Here is an 18,493-nt window from a genome sequence, read left to right as displayed (position 1 = left end):
CGTTCCGTCATGTCGACAGACCGGCCGCGAACTCGGCCAGGGTGCCGAAGTCCCCGTCGCGCAGCCCGAGTCGAGGGCTGACGTGGTGCAGCAGGGCCGGCGCGGGGTGATGTCCGGCGACGTACGCCGAGTCCGCGGGCGACAACTCGTCGTCCACCCAGGCGAAGGGGCGCCCCGCCGCGTGGGCGACGATCGTCTCCGTCTTCCAGTGCACCCGGTCGTCACGGTGGGCGAAGAGGACCGCGGTGAAGTCGACGTACGGCAGCTCGGGCAGCCCCACCACCGGCCCGATCCACCGGTTGGCCTCGGCCATCCACGTCGTCGCCCAGCACAGCTCGTAGGGCAGGTCCAGAAGAGCCGCACCGTGACCGGGGTTCAGCCAGACCCGCAACGGCCGCCCGGGGCGGACCGACGCCCTGATCGTCGTATAGCCCGCGGGCCGCTTCGTGGGCTTGGCGGCGTACGGATTGAGGGGCCTTATGCGGGCATGAGACATGTCCGCACCTTTCGGCGGCTGGGCAGAGACGAAGCAGAGGGAACGGATCGGCCGCACCGTCAGGCATGGATGAGGCAACCGCCCGCGCGGTCGGAAGTCCTTGCCGAAGATCTGGGGGCGTGCGGTCGAGTCACACCCTTGACGTCAGCGGAACTGTCAGACCCGGGTGCCATGCTGCGCGGTCATGGATCTCGAACAGTTCCGGAACCTGATGGAACATGCCCGCGGTAGAGCCACCGATGCAACCGATGCCGAGGACATCGCCGACCGGGCCGTAGCACTACTGGCTGCCCATGAGCCCCAGCAGATCATCGATGCCCAGCAGATCCTGTGGGACCTGATGGCTGCCTCTTACCAAGCTCCCCTTTGGGCTGCGGCCTACGTCATCAATGGCGGATGCTCCGACGATGGCTTCGACTACTTCCGTGGTTGGCTGATCGCCCAAGGCCGTACGGCTTTCGAGCAGGTCATCGCAGATGCCGACCAGCTCGCCGATCTACCGGTTGTCCGGGCTGTGGCAGCCGAGGGCATCGATCTGGAAAACGAGCAGACCCTGAACATCGCCTGGAACGCCTACAAAGCAGCAACCGGTGAAGAGCTTCCCGGAGACGCCTTCACGATCAACTATCCCGCTCTCGATCCTGCCTGGAGCTTCGACTTCGAGGACGACTGCAAGATCGCCGCCAGACTCCCGCGCATCGCGGGGCTCTACCTGTGCTGAAGGAAGGAGATCATCATGGGCACCTGGGACACCGGCCACTTCGACAACGACACAGCCGCAGACTTCGCCGATGCTCTCGACGACGCCGAGCCCGCAGAACGCGAGGCTTTGATCCGCGGTGTCCTCACCCGCACCGTGGACGCCGCCGGCTACCTCACGGAAGCGGAAGAGGCGGTGGCCGCCGCCGCATTGATCGGGGCGCAGTGCCCAGGCGGCGAGCCCATCGACAGTCCGTACGGTCCTGAATCCACCATGCCCGTGTTTCCTGCCGACCTTCGGACGCTCGCTGACGACGCCCTTGCCCGCATCATCAGCGACGAGGCTGGGCCGGCCTCGAACTGGGTCGATCCGGGGGACTGGAAGCAATGGCAGACAATGCTCAACCGCCTTCGTGCTGTACTTGCCCCGACCCCACCGTCCCTCTCGCTTTTCGATATCGAGCCATAAAGCGTTACTGATCAAGAAGGTTGATCGGAACCGCTACTCGCGTACATAGCCATTGCGCCCCTGGGTGATTCGGCTCATCGCGGAGGCACCATGCGCAGACCTCCTGCGGTGGTGTCGCTGAGCTCGCGTCTCAGCAACACGATCTCCTCGTGCTGGGCGGCCAGCCGGGACAGAGCCGTGGTTCGGAGATCCTCTGCCTCGGAGAGTTCTTGGCTCATGCCTGCGATCCGCCCCCGTAGCCGGGCGACTTCCTCCTTGAGTCGGTCGATTTGGACAATCCGGGGGTCCGGCTCGCCTCCGGTTTCCCGTACCCGGCCCAGTCGCTGCTCGAATTCCTGCTTGAGGTGTGGATAGGTGCGGTACAGCGTCGCTCTGGGGACACGTGACAGGGTGCTCAGAGACTTGATGTCGCACCTCAGCCCTTCGGGGATGTCCCCGCCCAGGAGCTGTTCCATCGCGGCCCGGATTCGGGCCTCCGCCTGGGCGTGGCGTTCACTGGCCACTGTCGGTCCCCTCGCTGTTCAAGCCCGTCGATGCGGCATCGATGGCGTATACGATCCGCATCGCTCGGTCGTAGGCGTCCTCAGCCCGCCGCCGCTCCAGCGGGGTCAGCCTCGGGTTGCCGAGGAACACTGCCTGAGTGTTCTTTGCCTGGTTCGCCCATGTCTGTCGGTGCTGCGGATGGTGGGTAGCCTGCGGGCAGCGCGCAGAGTCGCACATGCCGATGAGCGGTTCCGTCGCGTCCGGAGTTCCAGCCAGTGTCAGACACAGAGCCTTTTTCGGGTCGGTGAACCAGCAGTAGTTTGCAGCCCCCACGTGCAGGGTCTTCGCTCTGGTCTTGAGTAGCCGTTCGAGCCGCCGGTCATCTGTGAGGACGGGGGGTTGAGTTTCGTGCGCGGCCAGTTCCTCATCCACCGCACGAAAGGCCGCGATGAGATCGCGTGCTCCCCGGCCGGACGGTAGCTCCCCCTGCTGGTAGCTTTCGTAAGCTGCGACGGTCAGTCGGGTGTGCTCGGCTTCCTCTTCGGCTTGTACCTCGGCGAGGAACGCTGCTTGGTGCCCGCCTGGCCGAGCGGCGTAGCCCTCTGTCGTAGCCACGGATACGTGCTTGAGATGCCACTTCGCAGCCAGGAGGCCATGCGGGCGCTGGGCGATGGACAGCGCGAGAGTACGGCGGAGAGCGCGCGGGTGCACCGGCCCATCAGGGATGGGGGCAAGGCCCAGACGCTGTCCGCAAGGTCCGTTGACCCAGTTTCGGAGAGCGGCATAGCGGTTGCCGGAGTTACTTCCCGAAGAGAAGAGGAGTTCGCCGAGTTTGGTTCCAGTGACGGCCTCGGCCGCGGCCAGGGCACGGTGAACCTCTTCGATCACCACCCAGGAGTCGGGTACCCCGCCGAAGTCCTCTCCCTTGATACGGCGGGAGTCCACCCAGAATCGGGGACTTTGGGAGCGGTCTTCGCGTCGGCAGGCCCCGCCGGTGAGCTCGGCCAGCTCGGAGGCCCTCATACCGGAGAGCGCGGCGGTGAGGTAGAACGCGGCGCTGGCGATGACATGGACCATGGTCTCCAGTCCGAAGTGGTCCACAGGGATGGCGAACGGAACGGCGGAGCGGTCATCGGCCCGGGGAACAGCGGTGGCATCCCGACACCATGGCGGCTCGGTTCCGCACTGCCTGATCCAGGCTTCCAGGTGAGGTCGGAGACGTTCCAGATCGCGCCTCTTGGAGAGCGAGAGTGCGGTGTCCCTCACGAACGAGTCGAAGGCGAACGGCAGCAGTGGGTCGTCCTGCCCCCAGCCCGCAGCGAGTCGCCGGGCGATGTAGCCGGGTGTGGTGCGCGGGGCGGGAACTCCTGCCCTCATCTGCCGCTGTACTTCATCAATGACCTGCGAGTACTGATCGAGGCGCAGCGAGGATCTGATTCCTGCCCGTGAGGTGATGGCTTGTCGGGCTCGGGTGGCTTCGGCTGCGACGTGAGGCCCGACCACGTTGATGAGGTAGATCGAGTTGCAGAGCAGGGGCCGCAGGATGTCGTCGGGCACAGGGGCGGTCTGATTGACGTCGGCGCGTTCGTAGCCAGCGACTTCGGCGGCGCTGCGGTCACCCCAGGGACGGAAGCCGGGTGCGTAGCAGTCTGGAAGCAACGGCGAGTAGGCCATGAGAGCTTGGGCTGTCAGGACGTATCCCGCGACGGTGCCGGGAGTGACGGACCGTTCCGGGTCCGTGCGGCTGCGGGAGATGACGCTCAGGTAGGTGTCGCAATGGGGCTGCCTGACGAGCGAGAGGCTGCTGATCCCAGCCCCGGAGAGGTGGTTGAACCAGGCTGTCAGCCGATTGACCTCGTGACGAAGGGTGGGGAGTGCGAGGGGGGTTCGGTAGGCCTGTGGAAGAACAGCGACGTCCGGGTGGGTGGGCAGGATGCGAGCCATCAGGTAGGCACGGGCGACGGTCCGCCAGCGAGGGTTGGCGATGGTGGTGAAGTCCAGGATCTTCTCGCTGCGGGGCCAGGACGCAGGAGCGTCGGCCACCGCCGTCAGGTCCCAGATGTCTTGATCGAAGCAGGGGCCGCGCATACCGGGCTTGGTGCGGTATCCAGCGGTTTGGAGGATGTCCATCCCACGGAAGGGGTGCCGGTTCGAGTCGATTTGAGGCAGCGGAATGGCGCTGCTCATGGAGCCTCCTCCGGGTGTAGGGGTGCGAAGGCGGTGTCGGTGGCGGCTCGGATGGCCGCAGGACTGAAGCGCGGCAGTACGTCGGCATCGAGTCGATCGGCGTAAGGGCCGAAGACCGCCAGGAACTGCGGCGCCGTCATATTCCTTGCCTGGTCCGAGAAGTACTTCTTGAGGCGGAGCAGGTTCGGTAGGTGACGTGGAGCGAAGACCGCGAGCGGGCACAGCAGGCAGACCCAGGGACGGGCAGGACACAGCGTTCCGGCTGGGGCGTGAGGGCTGCTGTAAGGGTCGACACAGGAGGCCAGAAACACATCCTGTTCTCCGGCCAGCAGTCGCTTGACGGCGTCGGCGTCGAGCCCGTTCTGCCCGGCGAGGCGAGGGAAGTCGGCTACGAAGCGGGCTGCGTCCTGGTGAGTGACGATGACCGGTGGCTCGGCTTTGCGTCGAATGTCTCGCTGGGCGTCTTCGATGACCCCCTCGATGGCGTCCACCTGCGCGGGGGTGTGGTGGGACAGGTAGTGGTCGCCTTCGGCCGTCGGGGTGTGGTTCGGGTCGATGGTGGTGCGACCGGTCCAGGCGGATCGGTCGCGACGGTGGTGGTAGGTGGCGCGGATCCGGCCGCTGTGCGGGACGAGTGGCTGTCCGTTGTCGTCGAGCAGGCCAATCTCCTGCGCCCACCGTGTTCGCCACCACGGGGTGCGTGGGGCCGAGAACAGGCCGTGTCTGCCCGAATAGTGGATCCACATGTCATCGGCGATGTCTGCGGCGTGCTCCCGGAGCAGCGCGGAGTGCTTGAGCCATTGGTCCAGGAGCCGGACCGCGGGCCCGTTGATGTTGAGGGATTCGCGGCCGGTGCGTCCCTTGAAGTAGGACAGCAGGGCGGTGGAAGGGCCTGTGCGGGTGAGGTTGGTGCAGGTGAGGGCATCAATGCCGTCCGGAACGATGCCGGTCAGCATCGCCAGACGTAGGTTGTAGGCGAGTGCGACCGGGGCCGTGGGATGGAAGGCGTTACGGATTTCGGCAATCGTCTTCTCTGCCGTTGTGGGAGCCGCCAGGATCATGGTGCGGATGGCCTTGGCTGTGAGGGGGCCGGTGCGGTGGACCATCCAGGCGAGGTTGTCGAAGGTGATGCCGTGCGTCGCTGGGTCGGCTCCTCGGCCGGCGGCTTCCAGGATCTTGCGGTGGTCCCGCCAGGCGGTGGTGATGGTGGCGTTGGTGGCCTCATCGAGGCGGCGCCATTCGGCTTCGCTGTAGGGCCGGTTGGGAGTGGAGTCGCGCATCCGGTTGACGGACCGCCCATCGAGATGGGCTTGGATGCCGACGTGGAGTTGGCCGCCGTTCGTGCGGTAGCCGGTCAGCATGATCCGGCTGTGCCGTTCGAAGGTGAACCCGGATGCAAGCCAGTACTGGGTGACCTGGGCGGGGGTGAGGCCGCTGAGACTGCCCCTGAAGTCGGCACCGCTCAAGTGCCGGGCGAAGTGGCGCGCGCAGCGGACGGCATGCCTGGCCTCGCGGTAAGTACGGATCGGCCCGACGGGGTGGGTCGCGGAGATGAGCCCCTGGGCGAGATCGGCGGCGAGGACGGCATCGGGGAGCTCGTGGAGGGTGCCGAGGTACGGGCGCTGCCCAGGAAGAACGAATTGGACGGCGAGAGGATGGCGGAGTTCAGCGGGCATCGCTGTCCTGGAATTCGGTGGCGGCCTCGATCTGTTCGCACGGGGTGGGGGAGGTTTCCTCGTATGCCTCGCGGAAGATCCGTTGCGTGTCCAGCAAGTGGAGGTATGCCTGAGTGGTGGCGACGCTGGCGTGTCCCATCAGGTCCCGCAGAACCAGCAGTGGATCGGCCTTGGTGAGGTAGAGGGCCATGGCGTTGTCGCCGTCGGTGTCCACCACGAGCTGAGCGGCCCGCTGGTAGTAGCCCCGTACCAGCCGCTCCAGGGTGGTCATGGCAAAGGTGTGCCGGGTCATGTGGGGGGAGACGTGCGGGAACGCAGGATCGAACCGTTCGCGGACGCGGGCTGAGGTGCGTCGCAACACAGTGGCCCAGTCCACGAAGGGGGAGCCGTCCGACTGCACGGCGAGCAAGGCGCTACCTCCGCAGGGGGCGACGAGACGGCGTCGTTCGGCTGGGGTGAGGACGTGCCACCGCCGGTACGTGCCGTTGATGCGGGCACCCGCATAAGTGGGCTCTTCGACGTACAGAGGATCTCCGGGCAGCCAGCGGGAGGCATCAGCGGAGGCGGCGCGCTCCAGCGACACATAGTCGTGGACACCGGCCAAAGCCTCGTAGTCGATCCACGTCTGCCGTCCCTTGCTGCCCTTTGCTGTAGGCGGAGCGAGTGGCAGAGGGATCGGTACAGGGGTGTGTTGCCGGGGTAGCGGTGGGAGCTCCCACACGGTCAGGTGGGACAGCTCGCGCAGCCGTAGTCCCGTAGAGAGAGCCAGGGCGACTCCAGCCGCGTTCCGGCCGGTTTCCCGGCCGCGGAAGCTGCGGTCTGGCTCACCATCGGGATGGTTGCCGGCCAAGGCGTTCATCAGCAGCTCGGCGTAGGGGCGCTCCAGGTACTTGCGGGTGGCGTGGCGCTTGGCGCCTCGTACAATCGCCAGATTGCGTGCCGACTGCACTCGCACGCCATCGGGCCGCAGGTACGAGCCTTCGGCGTAGCTGAACGGCACGGCGGTGCAGTACCCGTTGCGCATGGACCACTCGTAGAAGGTGCCGATCGTCTTGACCGCCAGGTTCCAGCTCGTGCCTTCCAGCCGAGCTCCCAAGGGCCCGGACAGACGGTGTTCGGCGTAGGCGGACAGTGCAGCGCGGAGTCGAGACTGGTCGGCAAACACGTTGACACTGTGCGCGGCCAGGAACTCGGACCAGGACTTGAGCTGCTGCGCGTAGGTCCGCCAAGTGTTGGGGCTGGGGGCTCCACTGACGGGTAACTCCTGGAGCCACCGGTTCATCGCCACAGTGGGCCGAGGGCCGTTGTCGTCTTCGAAGCGGAGGTCTTCATCGATGAGGACGGGCATCCCGTCTCGGATGAGGGGGCGCGATGGAAAGCCCCAGTTCTTCCAGCCAGTGGGGGAGAAGAAGTGCAGGATCACGCCCGGCACGTTATGTGAGACGTCGTGGAGTGCAAGCGATAACGGTGGGATTGTCACCCTTGCGAGTGAGACAGTGAGACACGCTCAAACCGCAAAGCTAAGGGGCCCGTCGACGTCGAGGTACAGCAGCGGACGGCTCATCCGCTCACGGTAGGGCCGCCGACGGGTCCGGCGCCCTGGAATTCCGGTCGCTCAGCCCGCCAACCGTTCGTAGGCCGCCCGTAGTTCCTCGGTCGTCCTCCGGTCGGCGGGGCGCAGGGGCGGGCGGACCGGGCCGGACGGGAGGTCCAGGTCGTCGAGGAGGGCCTTGGCCGTGACCGCGCCCGGGAGGCCCGAGGTCATCATCAACTCCACCAGTTCCGTGGCCCGTTGCTGGAGGGCCGCCGCGCCGGCCGTGTCGCCCGCGTCGAACAGGTCGAGTACGGTGCGCAGTTGCTCAGGGGCAGCGTTGGCGACCGTGCTGACATAGCCCGCCGCGCCCACCGCGTACAGGGCGAGGTTGTGTTCGTCGCAGCCCGCGTAGTACGCCAACCCGGTCCGGGCCAGCACCTTCTGGGTCCCGAGGAAGTCGTAGGAGCAGTCCTTGACGGCGACGATCCGGGGGTGCTCGGCGAGCCGGAGGACGGTGTCGGGCTCGATACGGGTGCCGGTGCGGGCGGGGATGTCGTACAGCATCAGCGGTAGTCCGGACGCGTCGGCGATCTCCCGGAAGTGCGCCTCCAGGGCGTCCTGCGGGGGCCGGCTGTAGTACGGGCTCACGACCAGCACCCCGTCCGCGCCCGCCCGTTCGGCGGACCGGGCGAGTTCGACGGTGTGCCGGGTGTCGAAGGTGCCCACACCCGCGACGACCGACGCCCGGGCGCCGACCGCCTCCCGTACGGCCGCGATCAGTTCCGCCTTCTCGGTGTCCGACGTGGTCGGCGACTCACCGGTGGTCCCGGACAGCACCAGCCCGTCGCAGCCCCGACCCACCAGCCGTTCGGCGAGGCGCTGCGCCCCGTCGAGGTCGAGCGCGCCCGACTCGGTGAAGGGCGTGACCATCGCGCAGAGGGCGCGGCCGAAGAGGGGAGGGGAGGGCGCAGTTGTCATGGGGGTAGTTTCGGGGCCGCGACGATGAAGCTCCACTTAAATCTGCTACGCGGTACCCATAAGTAACGCTGACGAGTAAGCAATGCTGACGAGTTTCACCGAAAACTCTTCCCTCCTGGACAAAAAAAGTTTTCGGTGGGACGGTGGACGCATGCTGGACGTCACCGTGATCGAGGACCCCGAGGCCGCCGCCGTCTCGCTGGACCCCATAAGGGGCAGACTGCTCGCCGAGCTGGCCGAAGGGCCCGCGTCGGCGGCGATGCTGGCCGGAAGGGTCGGGCTGCCCCGGCAGAAGGTGAACTACCACCTGAAGGCGCTGGAGCGGCACGGCCTGGTCGAACTGGCCGGCGAGCGCCGCAAGGGCAACGTCACCGAGCGGCTGATGCGCGCGACCGCCGCGTCGTACGTGATCTCACCGCTCGCGCTCGCCGCCGTGCAGCCGGACCCGGACCGCTTCCGCGACCAGCTCTCCGCGCGCTGGCTGCTCGCGCTCGGCGCCCGGCTGGTGCGGGACGTCGGCTCGCTGATCACCGGCGCCACGAGGGCCCGGCAGCGACTGGCGACCTACGCGCTGGACGGCGAGGTCCGCTTCGCCTCCGCCGCCGACCGCGCCGCCTTCATCCAGGAACTGACCGCCGGTGTCACCACCCTGATCCGCAAGTACGACGCCCCCGGCGCCGAGAGCGGCCGGGACCACCGGATCGTCGTCGCCGTACATCCCACGGTCAAGCCGCAGAACCCAGAGATCGCCGACACGACAGAGCAATGAGCACCGTTCAGGAGACAGCCATGTCCAAGGAATTCGAGATCGTCCGCGAGTTCGAGGTCGACGCCACGCCGGAGGAGGTGTGGGAGGCGATCACCAACGGCACCGGGGGCTACCTGTGGCCGATGGAGGCGCCGGAGCCCCGGGTGGGCGGCACCGCGGCGTTCGGGTCGACGGTCGCCGCCTGGGACCCGCCGCACCACCTCACCATCCGCAGCGAGGACGTCGGGTTCTCCGTCCAGAGCGTCAACCAGCTCGAGCACGTCATCGAGTCGCGCGACGGCGGCCGGCGTGCCTGGGTGCGGTACGTGCACAGCGGGATCTTCACCGACGACTGGGACAACCAGTACGACGGAGCGAGCAGGCACACCGACTTCTATCTGCACACCCTGCGCGAGTACCTCACGCACTTCGCGCCCCGCCCCGTCACCTTCGCCCAGCTCGACGGACCCGAGGCGTCCAAGGCGCCCGACGCGCTCACCGCCGTCGAGCGGGCCCTGGGCCTCGCGGACGACACGGCGACGGGCGCCCGGGTGACGGTGCGCGGACCCCGGGAGTTCGACGCCGTACTCGACTACCGCAACCCGTATTTCGTCGGACTGCGCACCGAGGGCGCCCTCGTGCGGATCTTCGGCCGCAACCACTGGGGCGCCCCGGTCGGCGTCAGCGTCCACGACTTCGCCGCGGACGCCGACGCCAAGGCGAACGAGAGCGCCTGGCAGGGCTGGCTGGACGGGGTGTTCAGCCCCTGAGCGCCTGACGGGCCTACGGCTCGAAGCGCAGCACCTGCGGGTCGTGGTCGCTGACCTGGTCGTGGAACTCCGAGTTGATGTGCACGCTGTCGTACTCGAAGTCGGAGGACCGCTTGATCGACCGGCTCACCAGGATCTGGTCCAGGACCTGCTGGTTGCCCTGGTAGTCGTAGGTGTAACGCTCGCTCCTGGGCAGCGACTTGATCGCCGACCAGAGCGCGCCGTGGCTCTCCAGGATCTTCGTGGTGTCGGAGAACTCGAAGTCGTTCATGTCGCCGAGCGCGATGACGTCCGCGTCCTTCTGCACCTTGAGGAGGCCCTTGACGAACGCGTTGACCAGCGTGGCCTGTTGGTGGCGCTGGACCTCCGAGCTGCGCACCACCGGCTGGTACTGCGCGTGCAACGCCTGGTCGCCGCCCTTGGAGTTGAGGTGGTTGGCGATCACGATGACCGTCCGGCCACGGAAGACGAACTCGCCGGCCAGCGGCTTGCGGCTGCTGGTCCAGGCGGTGTTCGCGGGGTCGATACGGCCCGGGGACACCGTCAGGGCCGCCTTGCCGTGCTCCTTCTTCACACCGACCGCCGTCGTGGCGTCGCCGCCCGCGCGGTCGGTGAAGGAGACCCGCTTCGGGTTGAACAGGAACACCTGGCGGATGTTGCCGCCCGGCTCGCCGCCGTCGGTGTCGTTCGTCGGGTCGATCGATCGCCAGTCGTACGTCGGGCCGCCGGCCGCGACGATCGCGTCGATCAGCTTGTTCACGGTCACGTCGGCGGCGGTCGTGCCGTCGTCCGTCGCGCCGTTGTTGTCCTGGATCTCCTCCAGGGACACGATGTCGGGCGACTTCAGGTTGTTCACGATCGCGGACGCATGCTCCTCGAACGTGCCGTCCGACGGGTCGAGGTTCTCGACGTTGTACGTCGCGACCGCCAGCTCGCCGGTGCGCTGCTTACGGGTCGTCTCCCGCTCCAGGCCACCGCTCTTCAGCGTGCCCAGGGTGTTCGCGACCAGGGTGTAGCCGCCGAACTGGTTGTAGTCCAGGGGGCCGGTGGTCCGGCCGGCCAGGGTGTCGCCGACGTTCGCGACAGGGAAGTCGGCCGTCGCGCCGAGCGACTGGATCTGGAGCCGGCCGGTGTTCTGCGAGGTGTAGGAGCCGTACAGCGTGCCGCCGCGCTCGGTGGCGTTCTCGCGCGGCTTCACCGTCACCCACAGCTCGGTGTACGGGTCGGTGGCGGTGACCACGCGCGTGTCCGCGACCTGGACGTTCATGCCCTCCAGGGACTCGTAGTAGTCCAGGGCGTACTTCTTGGGCCGCAGGGTGACGCCGTTGACCGAGTTGCCCGCGGCGGCGTCGCCCGCCGGGGTGTACTTGCCCGGCACCGACTTCGCGTCGATCACCGTCGCGGCCGGGACCGGGTTGCCGCTGGAGACGACGGTCACCGTCGGCTTGGTGATCTCGGTGACCGACTGGTTTCCGGACGCCGTACCGGCCGGGACGTACTCCGAGACCGTGCCGGAGACGGTGACCGAATCGCCGACGGCGACCTTCGGGATGGAACTGGTGAAGACGAACACGCCCTCACTGGTGGCCGGGTCAGCGTCCGGGTTCGGATCCTGGATCCAGAACCCTCTGGACGAGCCGTAGGCGCGCACACCGGTGACGATTCCGGCCACACCCGTGACGGCCCGGCCGGCGTACGGCGAGAGCCGGGTCGTGCCCTGGATGTCATGGATCGCCACGGTGTCGGCGTGCGCGGGCGAGGTCAGGGCGACGGTGGAGGCCGCGGAACAGACGGCGGCGACGGTGAGCGCGGCGAGACGCGCGGACTTCTTGCTCGGCAAGGGGATCCCTCCGGGGGACGTACATGGCGCCGGGACGAGGAGTGGAGCACGGTTTCCGGGGCCGCGACCGGTGGAAAGCGGTGCGCGACGCGCGTAGATAAATCGGCGGAACCCGCGAAACGGGTGTACAGCTGTCCAGCGAGTTTCTACGCGCGTCAATCTCGTGCCTGGCCAGGTCAGTTGTCAAGGTTTCAGCCATGTACGGATCCTGACGTGAACATGAACCGGGCGGCATGGGGCGATATCCGTCTAGGCTGAGTGGCTCAGTGCCTGAGTGTCCTAGGAGAACCCGCCGATGTCAGACAGCTCCCCCCTGCCGCCCGTACGGCTGCACACCGAAGCGGAGCTGGCGCGCGACGCGCTGTCCACGCCGTTGCTCTCCCGGGCCGTCCGGCTCGCCCGCTGGGCCGGCCCCGACACCCGTGTCGACGCGGGGGGCGGACTCGTCGAGGAGCAGCTGCCGGCCGCCGCCGAGGTGCTCGGACTCACCGGTGACGACGCGGCCGCCCTCGTGAGCGAGGCATGGCGGGTCACCATGGACGTCGGCCTCCTCGAGGTCGTCGACGACCAGGCCGACACGGTCATGGCCGGCGAGGACCTCGCCCTGATCACCGACGGCACCCCGCACGACGTGCTCACCGTCTGGCTCGGCGCCCTGGAGTCGGTGATCGCCGACGCGGCCGTACCCGATCTCGACGCCGTGATCGACGTCATGGACGAGGGCGGCACCGTCGACTTCTCCCAGCTCGACTGGGACCCCGAGGGCGAGGCCGAGTTCCTCGACGGCGTCCTCGGCAACCTCTACCTGCTCACCGGCAGCGAGGACGGCCCCGGCGACGGCCCCGTCCCGCTGCCCGCGCTCGCCGCGTCCATGATCGTCCCGGGTGACATGGGCGAGCCCACCAACGACATGCTGGAACAGGTCTCCGACGCGATGATGCGCCTCGACGACCAGTTCCGGCTGCTGGAGCCGATCGGGCTCGTCGTCTACCAGCCCGTCGACGAGGCGCTGATGGCCGATCCCGAGGAGGGCGCCGCGACTCCCGTCGACGAGACCGACGTCTCCCGCTACGGCATGGTCCGCCTCACCCCGCTCGGCCTCTACGGGCTGCGGGCGCGCCTGCTGGAAGCCGGTTTCACGGCCCCGGCCGTCGGTGAACTCTCCGACAAGGGCGCCGACGCCCTCCTCGACGGCAGTGCCGCGTACGGGCCGCGTGCCGCCCGCGCGGAGACCGAGCAGTGGCTGGCCCGCCGCGAACCCGTCGCCGCCGCCCGCGAGTTGCTGTCCGCCGCGCGCGGCTCGGACCCCGGCGCGCCGCTGCGCCGGCTCCGCTGCCAGGAGGCCCTCTCGCTCGTCGGCGCCGCCGCCGAACCCGCCGTACGCGAAGTCCTCGACGACCCCGAGCTCGGCGGACTCGCCCGGGTGTGGCTCACCGAGCTGGGCGCGACGGACGTACCGGCCCCCTCCGAGGACCTCGTCTTCTGGCTCACCATCGACACCCTGGCCGCGCAGCTCGCCGCCGAGGGCCACTCCGAGGAGCTCCAGGCACTCGTGGAGGGGCTGGCCCAGCAGCACAGCGGCTTCTTCGCGGCGGCCTGGCGGGTCGAGCACCCGGCGACCCCGGACGTCCTGGAGGCGATGGGCCGCCTCCACCCGGACAAGCGGATCGCGAAGGAGGCCCGCAAGGCCGCTTTCAAGGCGCGGTCGCAGCAGGGCGGCTGACCACGGTCTTCGCGGGCGCGGTCGTGGTGGGGTGGCTGACCACCGTCTTCGCGGCGCGGTCTGGTGGGGCGGCTGAGCTTTCCGGGTGATGTCATCGAGGAGGCTGTTTGGCGATCCAGTGACTCGGGTTGTACGGATTCATGGAACCGGGACACCCGAAAACATCCTCTGTTCAACCCCCGTTCAGGCATGGGCGGAACGGTAACGCCGGACCGTGCTCCGCCATCCTCCACGGCACACCCCCCGTATCAGGAGACACCATGTCGCTCACCCGCAGGGACTTCACCCGCCAATCCGCGCTCACCGGTGCCGGGGTCGCACTGGCGGGCAGTGTCGGCGCACTCGCCACCGCGCCGAACGCCCTCGCGTCCACGGAGACCGAGACCACGACAGAGGAGTCGGCGGCCGGTCACCACGGCGCAGCCGGTCACCACGGCGGAGTCGGCTACGGACCGCTGGTCGCCGACCCCGACGGCATCCTCGCGCTGCCCGCCGGGTTCAAGTACCGGATCGTCACCTACAGCGGAAAGACCAAGCTGGAGTCCGGCGAGTTCACCCCGTCCAACCACGACGGCACCTCCACCTTCGACGGCCCGCGCGGCGCGACCCTGCTGGTCAACAACCACGAGCTGAAGGGCCCCCGGGCGGACTGGAAGTACCCGGTGCCGCTCACCGAGGGCCTGGTCTACGACCCCGCCGCGTCCGGCGGCTGCACGGTCGTCGAGGTCCGCCCCGGCGGCCATGTCGCCGAGTGGGTCGGCATCGCCGGCACCTCCACCAACTGCGCCGGCGGCAACACCCCTTGGGGCACCTGGCTCACCTGCGAGGAGACCGAGGACAAGGCCGGCCAGAACGGCATGACCAAGGACCACGGCTATGTCTTCGAGGTGGACCCCGAGGACCGCCGTGCCAACAAGAACCCCAAACCCGTCAAGGCGCTGGGCCGTTACGCCCACGAGGCGGTCGTCGTCGACCCCGGGCGAGGCCACCTCTACCTCACCGAGGACGCCTCCGGCCCCAACGGCCTGCTCTACCGCTGGACCCCGCCGGCCGGCTTCCACCACGGCCGCGGCAAGCTGCGCACCCTCGCCGACAACGCCGGTGTCCTCGAGGCGTTCAAGTGCTTCGACTCCGGCGGCAAGTTCGTCGACGACCTCTCCCGCGCCACGAGGATCGGCACCGTGTACGGCGTCGACTGGGTGACCGTCCCCGACCGCGACGCGAAGACCACCCCCGTCCGCAAGCAGTTCACCGACGGCCAGGTCACCCGCGCCCGCAAGCTGGAGGGCATGTGGTGGGCCGACGGCGGCACCTACATCGTCTCCTCCTACGCCCGTGACGAGAGCCCCGTCCAGCACGACGGCGCCGTCTGGTTCTACGACCCCAAGCGCCGCACCCTCACCCTGAAGGTGCTGCTCGGTGTGAACCCTGACCCGTCCGTCGACGGCGCCTTCGACGGCCCCGACAACATCACCGTCTCCCCGTACGGCGGGCTCGTCATCGCCGAGGACGGCGAGGGCGTCCAGCACCTGTTCGGCGCCACCGACAGCGGGCGCACCTACCCGATCGCCCGCAACGACCTCAACATCGGCACCGAGGACGAGCCGGAGTACAGCGAGTTCACCGGCGTGACCTTCTCGCCCGACGGCCGGACCCTGTTCGCCAACATCCAGGACCCGGGCATCATGCTGGCGATTACCGGCCCCTGGAAGCGCCACAAGCGGTAACCGGCCCGAACCGGGCACCGGCACCCGCATCGAGCCCGACCCGGCGGACGGCGGACGGCGGCGGCGCGGCGCCGGGGTACCCGGGGCCGCGCCGGTCTCCCACCCGCGTCGAGCGCCGCAGCCGGCCCGCTCTCCAGCACGTCGGTCAGCCTCCGTCGCCCCCAGCCCCCCACATACATACCCAGCGCACCAGAAACGCCGGCCACGCAAGCCGCAGCCGTCTCCCGTTCCATCGCCCAGCCCTTGTGGCTCACGCGAACTGACATCTAACATTTCAGTTCATGGAGCCCGTGCCACGCACTCTGCTCAGGGATCGCGCCTACGCGGCGATCCGGGATGCCATCGTCACCGGGGCCATCGAGCCCGGTGCGGTGGTGCGGGACGCCGATCTCGCCGAGCGGCTCGGGCTGTCCCGGGCGCCGGTGCGGGAGGCGTTCGCGCGGCTGGTCGACGAGGGGCTGCTGGAGAGCAAGCCGCAGAGCTACACCCGGGTGACGCCGGTCGTCGCCGCCGACGTACGGGACGCGGCGGCCGTGGTCGGCGCCATGCACGAGCTGGTGACCCGCGTCGCCGTGCCCGGCCTGTTCGCCGCCGACGTGGAGACGATGCGCGCCGCCAACACACGGTTCGCCGCCGCTGTACGCACAGGCGATGTGGACGGCGCCCTGCAGGCCGACGACGAGGTGCACGACGTCCTCGTCCGCGCCGCCGGCAACCGCGCTGCCGCCGCCACGATCGCCCGCTACACACCGCTCGTCCGCCGCCTGGAGCGCCGCCGCTTCGGTGAGGGCGGCAACTGCCGTTCGACGGGGCTGCACGAGCGGCTGATCGAGGCCTGCGCCGCCGGCGACGTGGACGAGGCCGTCCGGGTCACGGCGGAGATCTGGCGCAGCCTCGCCGACCTCGCCGACCTGGCCGATCCGGCCGACGACGACTGACCAGGGAGACCCCATGTCCCTTTCCTCGTACGACCGTTACCCCCTGCTCTTCGGCCCCTCGCCGGTCCACCCGCTGGAACGGCTCACCGCCCATCTCGGCGGAGCCGCCCTCTGGGCCAAGCGGGAGGACTGCAACTCCGGTGTCGCGTACGGCGGCAACAAGACCCGCAAGCTGGAGTACCTGGTCGCCGACGCCCTCGCCCAGGGCTGCGACACCCTCGTCTCGATCGGCGGAGTGCAGTCCAACCACACCCGTCAGGTCGCCGCCTGCGCCGCCCGCGCCGGGCTCAAGTGCGTGCTGGTACAGGAGAGTTGGGTGGAGTGGCCGGACTCCGTGTACGACAAGGTCGGCAACATCCTGATCAGCCGGCTGGCCGGGGCGGACGTACGGCTGGTGCGGGCCGGGTTCGGGATCGGGTTCAAGGAGAGCTGGGAGCTGGCGCTGCGGGAGGTCGAGGAGTCGGGCGGGAAGCCGTACGCCATTCCGGCCGGGGCCTCCGACCATCCGCTCGGCGGGCTCGGGTTCGCCGGGTGGGCGTACGAAGTCGCCGAGCAGGAACGGGAGTCGGGCGTCTTCTTCGACACCGTGATCGTGTGCTCGGTGACCGGCTCGACGCAGGCCGGGATGGTCGCCGGGTTCGCCGCACTGGAGGAGTCGGGCGGGCGCGCCCGCCGGGTGATCGGTATCGACGCCTCGGCCAAGCCCGCCGAGACCCGGGAGCAGATCGCCCGCATCGCCCACCGGACCGGTCGACTCATAGGAGTCCGCAGCGAGTTGACCGTCGAGGACGTCGAACTCGACGAGCGCTACCACGCCGGGATCTACGGCGTCCCGGACGAGACGACCCTGGAGGCGATGCGGCTCGCCGCACGCACCGAGGGCATGGTCACCGACCCCGTCTACGAGGGGAAGTCGATGGCCGGGATGATCGATCTGGTCGCGTGCGGGGAGATCGGCCCGGACTCCACGGTCCTCTACGCCCACCTCGGCGGCCAGCCGGCCCTGAACGCGTACAGCGCGCTGTTCTAGACGGCCCCCGGGTCCGCCCGTGCGTGCCGCGCGCTGTTCTGGACGGCCCCCGGGCCCGCCCGTGCGGACCGCGTTCTCCCGGTGGCCGGATACAGTGCACTGCGTGTGGGCCGACAAGCAGCAGCGGGAGCCGCTCTCCGACGCGTCCGACGGCCCCCGCCGCCGGGCCACCATCCATGACGTCGCCCAGCTGGCCGGGGTGTCGCGCCAGACGGTGTCCCGGGCGGTGAACGACAAGGGCGAGATCGACCCGGCCACCAAGGAGCGGGTGCTGGAGGCCGCCCGGCTCCTCGACTACCGGCCGAGCCGGTTCGCGCGGGGACTCGTGCGCAAGGGGACGGTGACGGCCGGACTGGTGATCCCGGACCTGATGAACCCCTTCTTCCCCGAGGTGGCCGCCGGGGTGCTGGAGGCCGCCGAACAGCGCGGCTGGCAGGTGGTGGTGTGGGACACCCGCACCGACGGCGTCAGGGAGCGTGAGGCCCTGGACGTGCTCTCCCACCAGGCGGACGCGGTCGTCGGCTACTTCAAGAACGAGGACGAGGTGCTCGCCCGGCACATCGGCGGCATACCGATCGTCCTGCTGGAACGCGGCCCGCAGCAGACCCGGTTCGCGGCCGTCGGCATCGACGCCGCCGCCGGCCTGGAACAGGGCATCGCCCACCTGGTCCGTACCGGACACCGCCGGATCGGCATGCTGGACGGCGACCGGATCGGCGCCCCGGGCCCCCGACGGGAGGCCTTCCTGGCCGAGGTCCGGCGGCACGGGCTGCCCGTCGACGAGAGCTGGATCGTGCTGTGTTCCGGAGGCCACAGCGTGGCGTCCGGGGAGACGGCCATGGAACAACTCCTCGACAAGCGGCCCGACATGACGGCGGTGTTCGGCTTCAACGACCTGATCGCCGTCGGTGCGATGCGTGCCGCCCGGCGCCGTGGCCGACAGGTGCCCGACGACCTGGCGGTCCTGGGCTTCGACGGGCTGTCCCTGGGTGAACTGGTGGAGCCCGCCCTCACCACCCTGCACATCGACAAACGCCGGCTCGGACGGCTCGCCGTCGAGCAGGTCGCCCGACTGAGGGCCGGCGAGGAGCCGCTGAGCGGCGCGCACGCGTGGGTGCAGCCCCAACTGGTCGTGCGAGACTCCGCCTGACCCGTCCGCCCGGCTGGCATGGTGTCAACACATTACCGACGCAGG

16 protein-coding genes are annotated in these 18,493 nt (G+C 69.1%); 9 read left to right on the top strand and 7 right to left on the bottom strand.

The window, feature by feature from the left end:
* Positions 1-7: 7 nt before the first annotated feature.
* Entirely contained in the window at positions 8-496 is a 489-nt protein-coding gene (locus tag ACFPIH_RS20670) for a hypothetical protein (RefSeq protein WP_381173409.1), read from the bottom strand.
* A 184-nt stretch (positions 497-680) separates the two neighbouring features.
* Between ACFPIH_RS20670 and ACFPIH_RS20665 the strand changes: the two genes are divergently transcribed.
* Positions 681-1,217, top strand: a complete 537-nt coding sequence (locus ACFPIH_RS20665) for a DUF4240 domain-containing protein (protein WP_381173411.1) — start codon at positions 681-683, stop codon at positions 1,215-1,217.
* Positions 1,218-1,232: 15 nt separating this feature from the next.
* Positions 1,233-1,664 (top strand): DUF4259 domain-containing protein, encoded by a 432-nt coding sequence (locus tag ACFPIH_RS20660; protein WP_381173413.1) that lies wholly within the window; start codon positions 1,233-1,235, stop codon positions 1,662-1,664.
* Between the two features lie 74 nt (positions 1,665-1,738).
* Here ACFPIH_RS20660 and ACFPIH_RS20655 read toward each other — a convergent pair whose 3' ends face one another.
* From ACFPIH_RS20655 to dapA, 5 genes are all read right to left on the bottom strand, one after another.
* Positions 1,739-2,119, bottom strand: coding sequence for a hypothetical protein (locus tag ACFPIH_RS20655; protein WP_381173415.1), 381 nt, complete (start codon positions 2,117-2,119; stop codon positions 1,739-1,741).
* A gap of 37 nt (positions 2,120-2,156) precedes the next feature.
* Positions 2,157-4,334 carry an integrase gene (locus ACFPIH_RS20650; protein WP_381173417.1) on the bottom strand — a complete coding sequence of 726 codons (2,178 nt, stop codon included), beginning with the start codon at positions 4,332-4,334 and terminating at the stop codon, positions 2,157-2,159.
* A complete protein-coding gene (locus ACFPIH_RS20645; RefSeq protein ID WP_381173419.1) occupies positions 4,331-6,010 on the bottom strand; it encodes a hypothetical protein in 1,680 nt (559 codons plus the stop codon). The genes ACFPIH_RS20650 and ACFPIH_RS20645 overlap by 4 nt, the downstream gene beginning before the upstream one ends.
* Positions 6,000-7,433 (bottom strand): tyrosine-type recombinase/integrase, encoded by a 1,434-nt coding sequence (locus ACFPIH_RS20640; protein WP_381173421.1) that lies wholly within the window; start codon positions 7,431-7,433, stop codon positions 6,000-6,002. The genes ACFPIH_RS20645 and ACFPIH_RS20640 overlap by 11 nt, the downstream gene beginning before the upstream one ends.
* Positions 7,434-7,625: 192 nt before the next feature.
* Complete coding sequence (dapA, locus tag ACFPIH_RS20635) at positions 7,626-8,522, bottom strand: 4-hydroxy-tetrahydrodipicolinate synthase (RefSeq protein ID WP_381173423.1); 897 nt, start codon at positions 8,520-8,522, stop codon at positions 7,626-7,628.
* 151 nt (positions 8,523-8,673) lie between these two features.
* Between dapA and ACFPIH_RS20630 the strand changes: the two genes are divergently transcribed.
* Together ACFPIH_RS20630 and ACFPIH_RS20625 are read left to right on the top strand one after the other, a co-directional pair.
* Positions 8,674-9,291 carry an ArsR/SmtB family transcription factor gene (locus tag ACFPIH_RS20630; RefSeq protein WP_381173425.1) on the top strand — a complete coding sequence of 206 codons (618 nt, stop codon included), beginning with the start codon at positions 8,674-8,676 and terminating at the stop codon, positions 9,289-9,291.
* Positions 9,292-9,311: 20 nt separating this feature from the next.
* On the top strand, positions 9,312-10,040 hold the full coding sequence (locus ACFPIH_RS20625; protein WP_381173427.1) for an SRPBCC family protein: 729 nt from the start codon (positions 9,312-9,314) through the stop codon (positions 10,038-10,040).
* A 13-nt stretch (positions 10,041-10,053) separates the two neighbouring features.
* Here the strand turns inward: ACFPIH_RS20625 and ACFPIH_RS20620 are convergent, their stop codons facing one another.
* On the bottom strand, positions 10,054-11,880 hold the full coding sequence (locus ACFPIH_RS20620) for an endonuclease/exonuclease/phosphatase family protein (protein ID WP_381173429.1): 1,827 nt from the start codon (positions 11,878-11,880) through the stop codon (positions 10,054-10,056).
* 295 nt (positions 11,881-12,175) lie between these two features.
* On the opposite strand from ACFPIH_RS20620, the gene ACFPIH_RS20615 reads away from it, so the two are divergent.
* The 5 genes from ACFPIH_RS20615 to ACFPIH_RS20595 all read left to right on the top strand — a co-directional run bounded on the left by ACFPIH_RS20615 (position 12,176) and on the right by ACFPIH_RS20595 (position 18,448).
* Positions 12,176-13,603, top strand: coding sequence for a hypothetical protein (locus ACFPIH_RS20615; RefSeq protein WP_381173431.1), 1,428 nt, complete (start codon positions 12,176-12,178; stop codon positions 13,601-13,603).
* Between the two features lie 260 nt (positions 13,604-13,863).
* Entirely contained in the window at positions 13,864-15,330 is a 1,467-nt protein-coding gene (locus ACFPIH_RS20610) for an alkaline phosphatase PhoX (RefSeq protein WP_381173433.1), read from the top strand.
* A 281-nt stretch (positions 15,331-15,611) separates the two neighbouring features.
* Entirely contained in the window at positions 15,612-16,268 is a 657-nt protein-coding gene (locus ACFPIH_RS20605) for a GntR family transcriptional regulator (RefSeq protein WP_381173435.1), read from the top strand.
* 13 nt (positions 16,269-16,281) lie between these two features.
* A complete protein-coding gene (locus ACFPIH_RS20600) occupies positions 16,282-17,298 on the top strand; it encodes a 1-aminocyclopropane-1-carboxylate deaminase (protein WP_381173437.1) in 1,017 nt (338 codons plus the stop codon).
* 103 nt (positions 17,299-17,401) lie between these two features.
* Complete coding sequence (locus ACFPIH_RS20595; RefSeq protein ID WP_381173439.1) at positions 17,402-18,448, top strand: LacI family DNA-binding transcriptional regulator; 1,047 nt, start codon at positions 17,402-17,404, stop codon at positions 18,446-18,448.
* The last annotated feature ends 45 nt before the right edge of the window (positions 18,449-18,493 follow it).

The organism is Streptomyces vulcanius (assembly GCF_042653945.1).
GTDB classification, from domain to species: Bacteria; Actinomycetota; Actinomycetes; order Streptomycetales; family Streptomycetaceae; genus Streptomyces; species Streptomyces mangrovi.
This window is presented reverse-complemented; position numbering and strand designations above follow the sequence as displayed.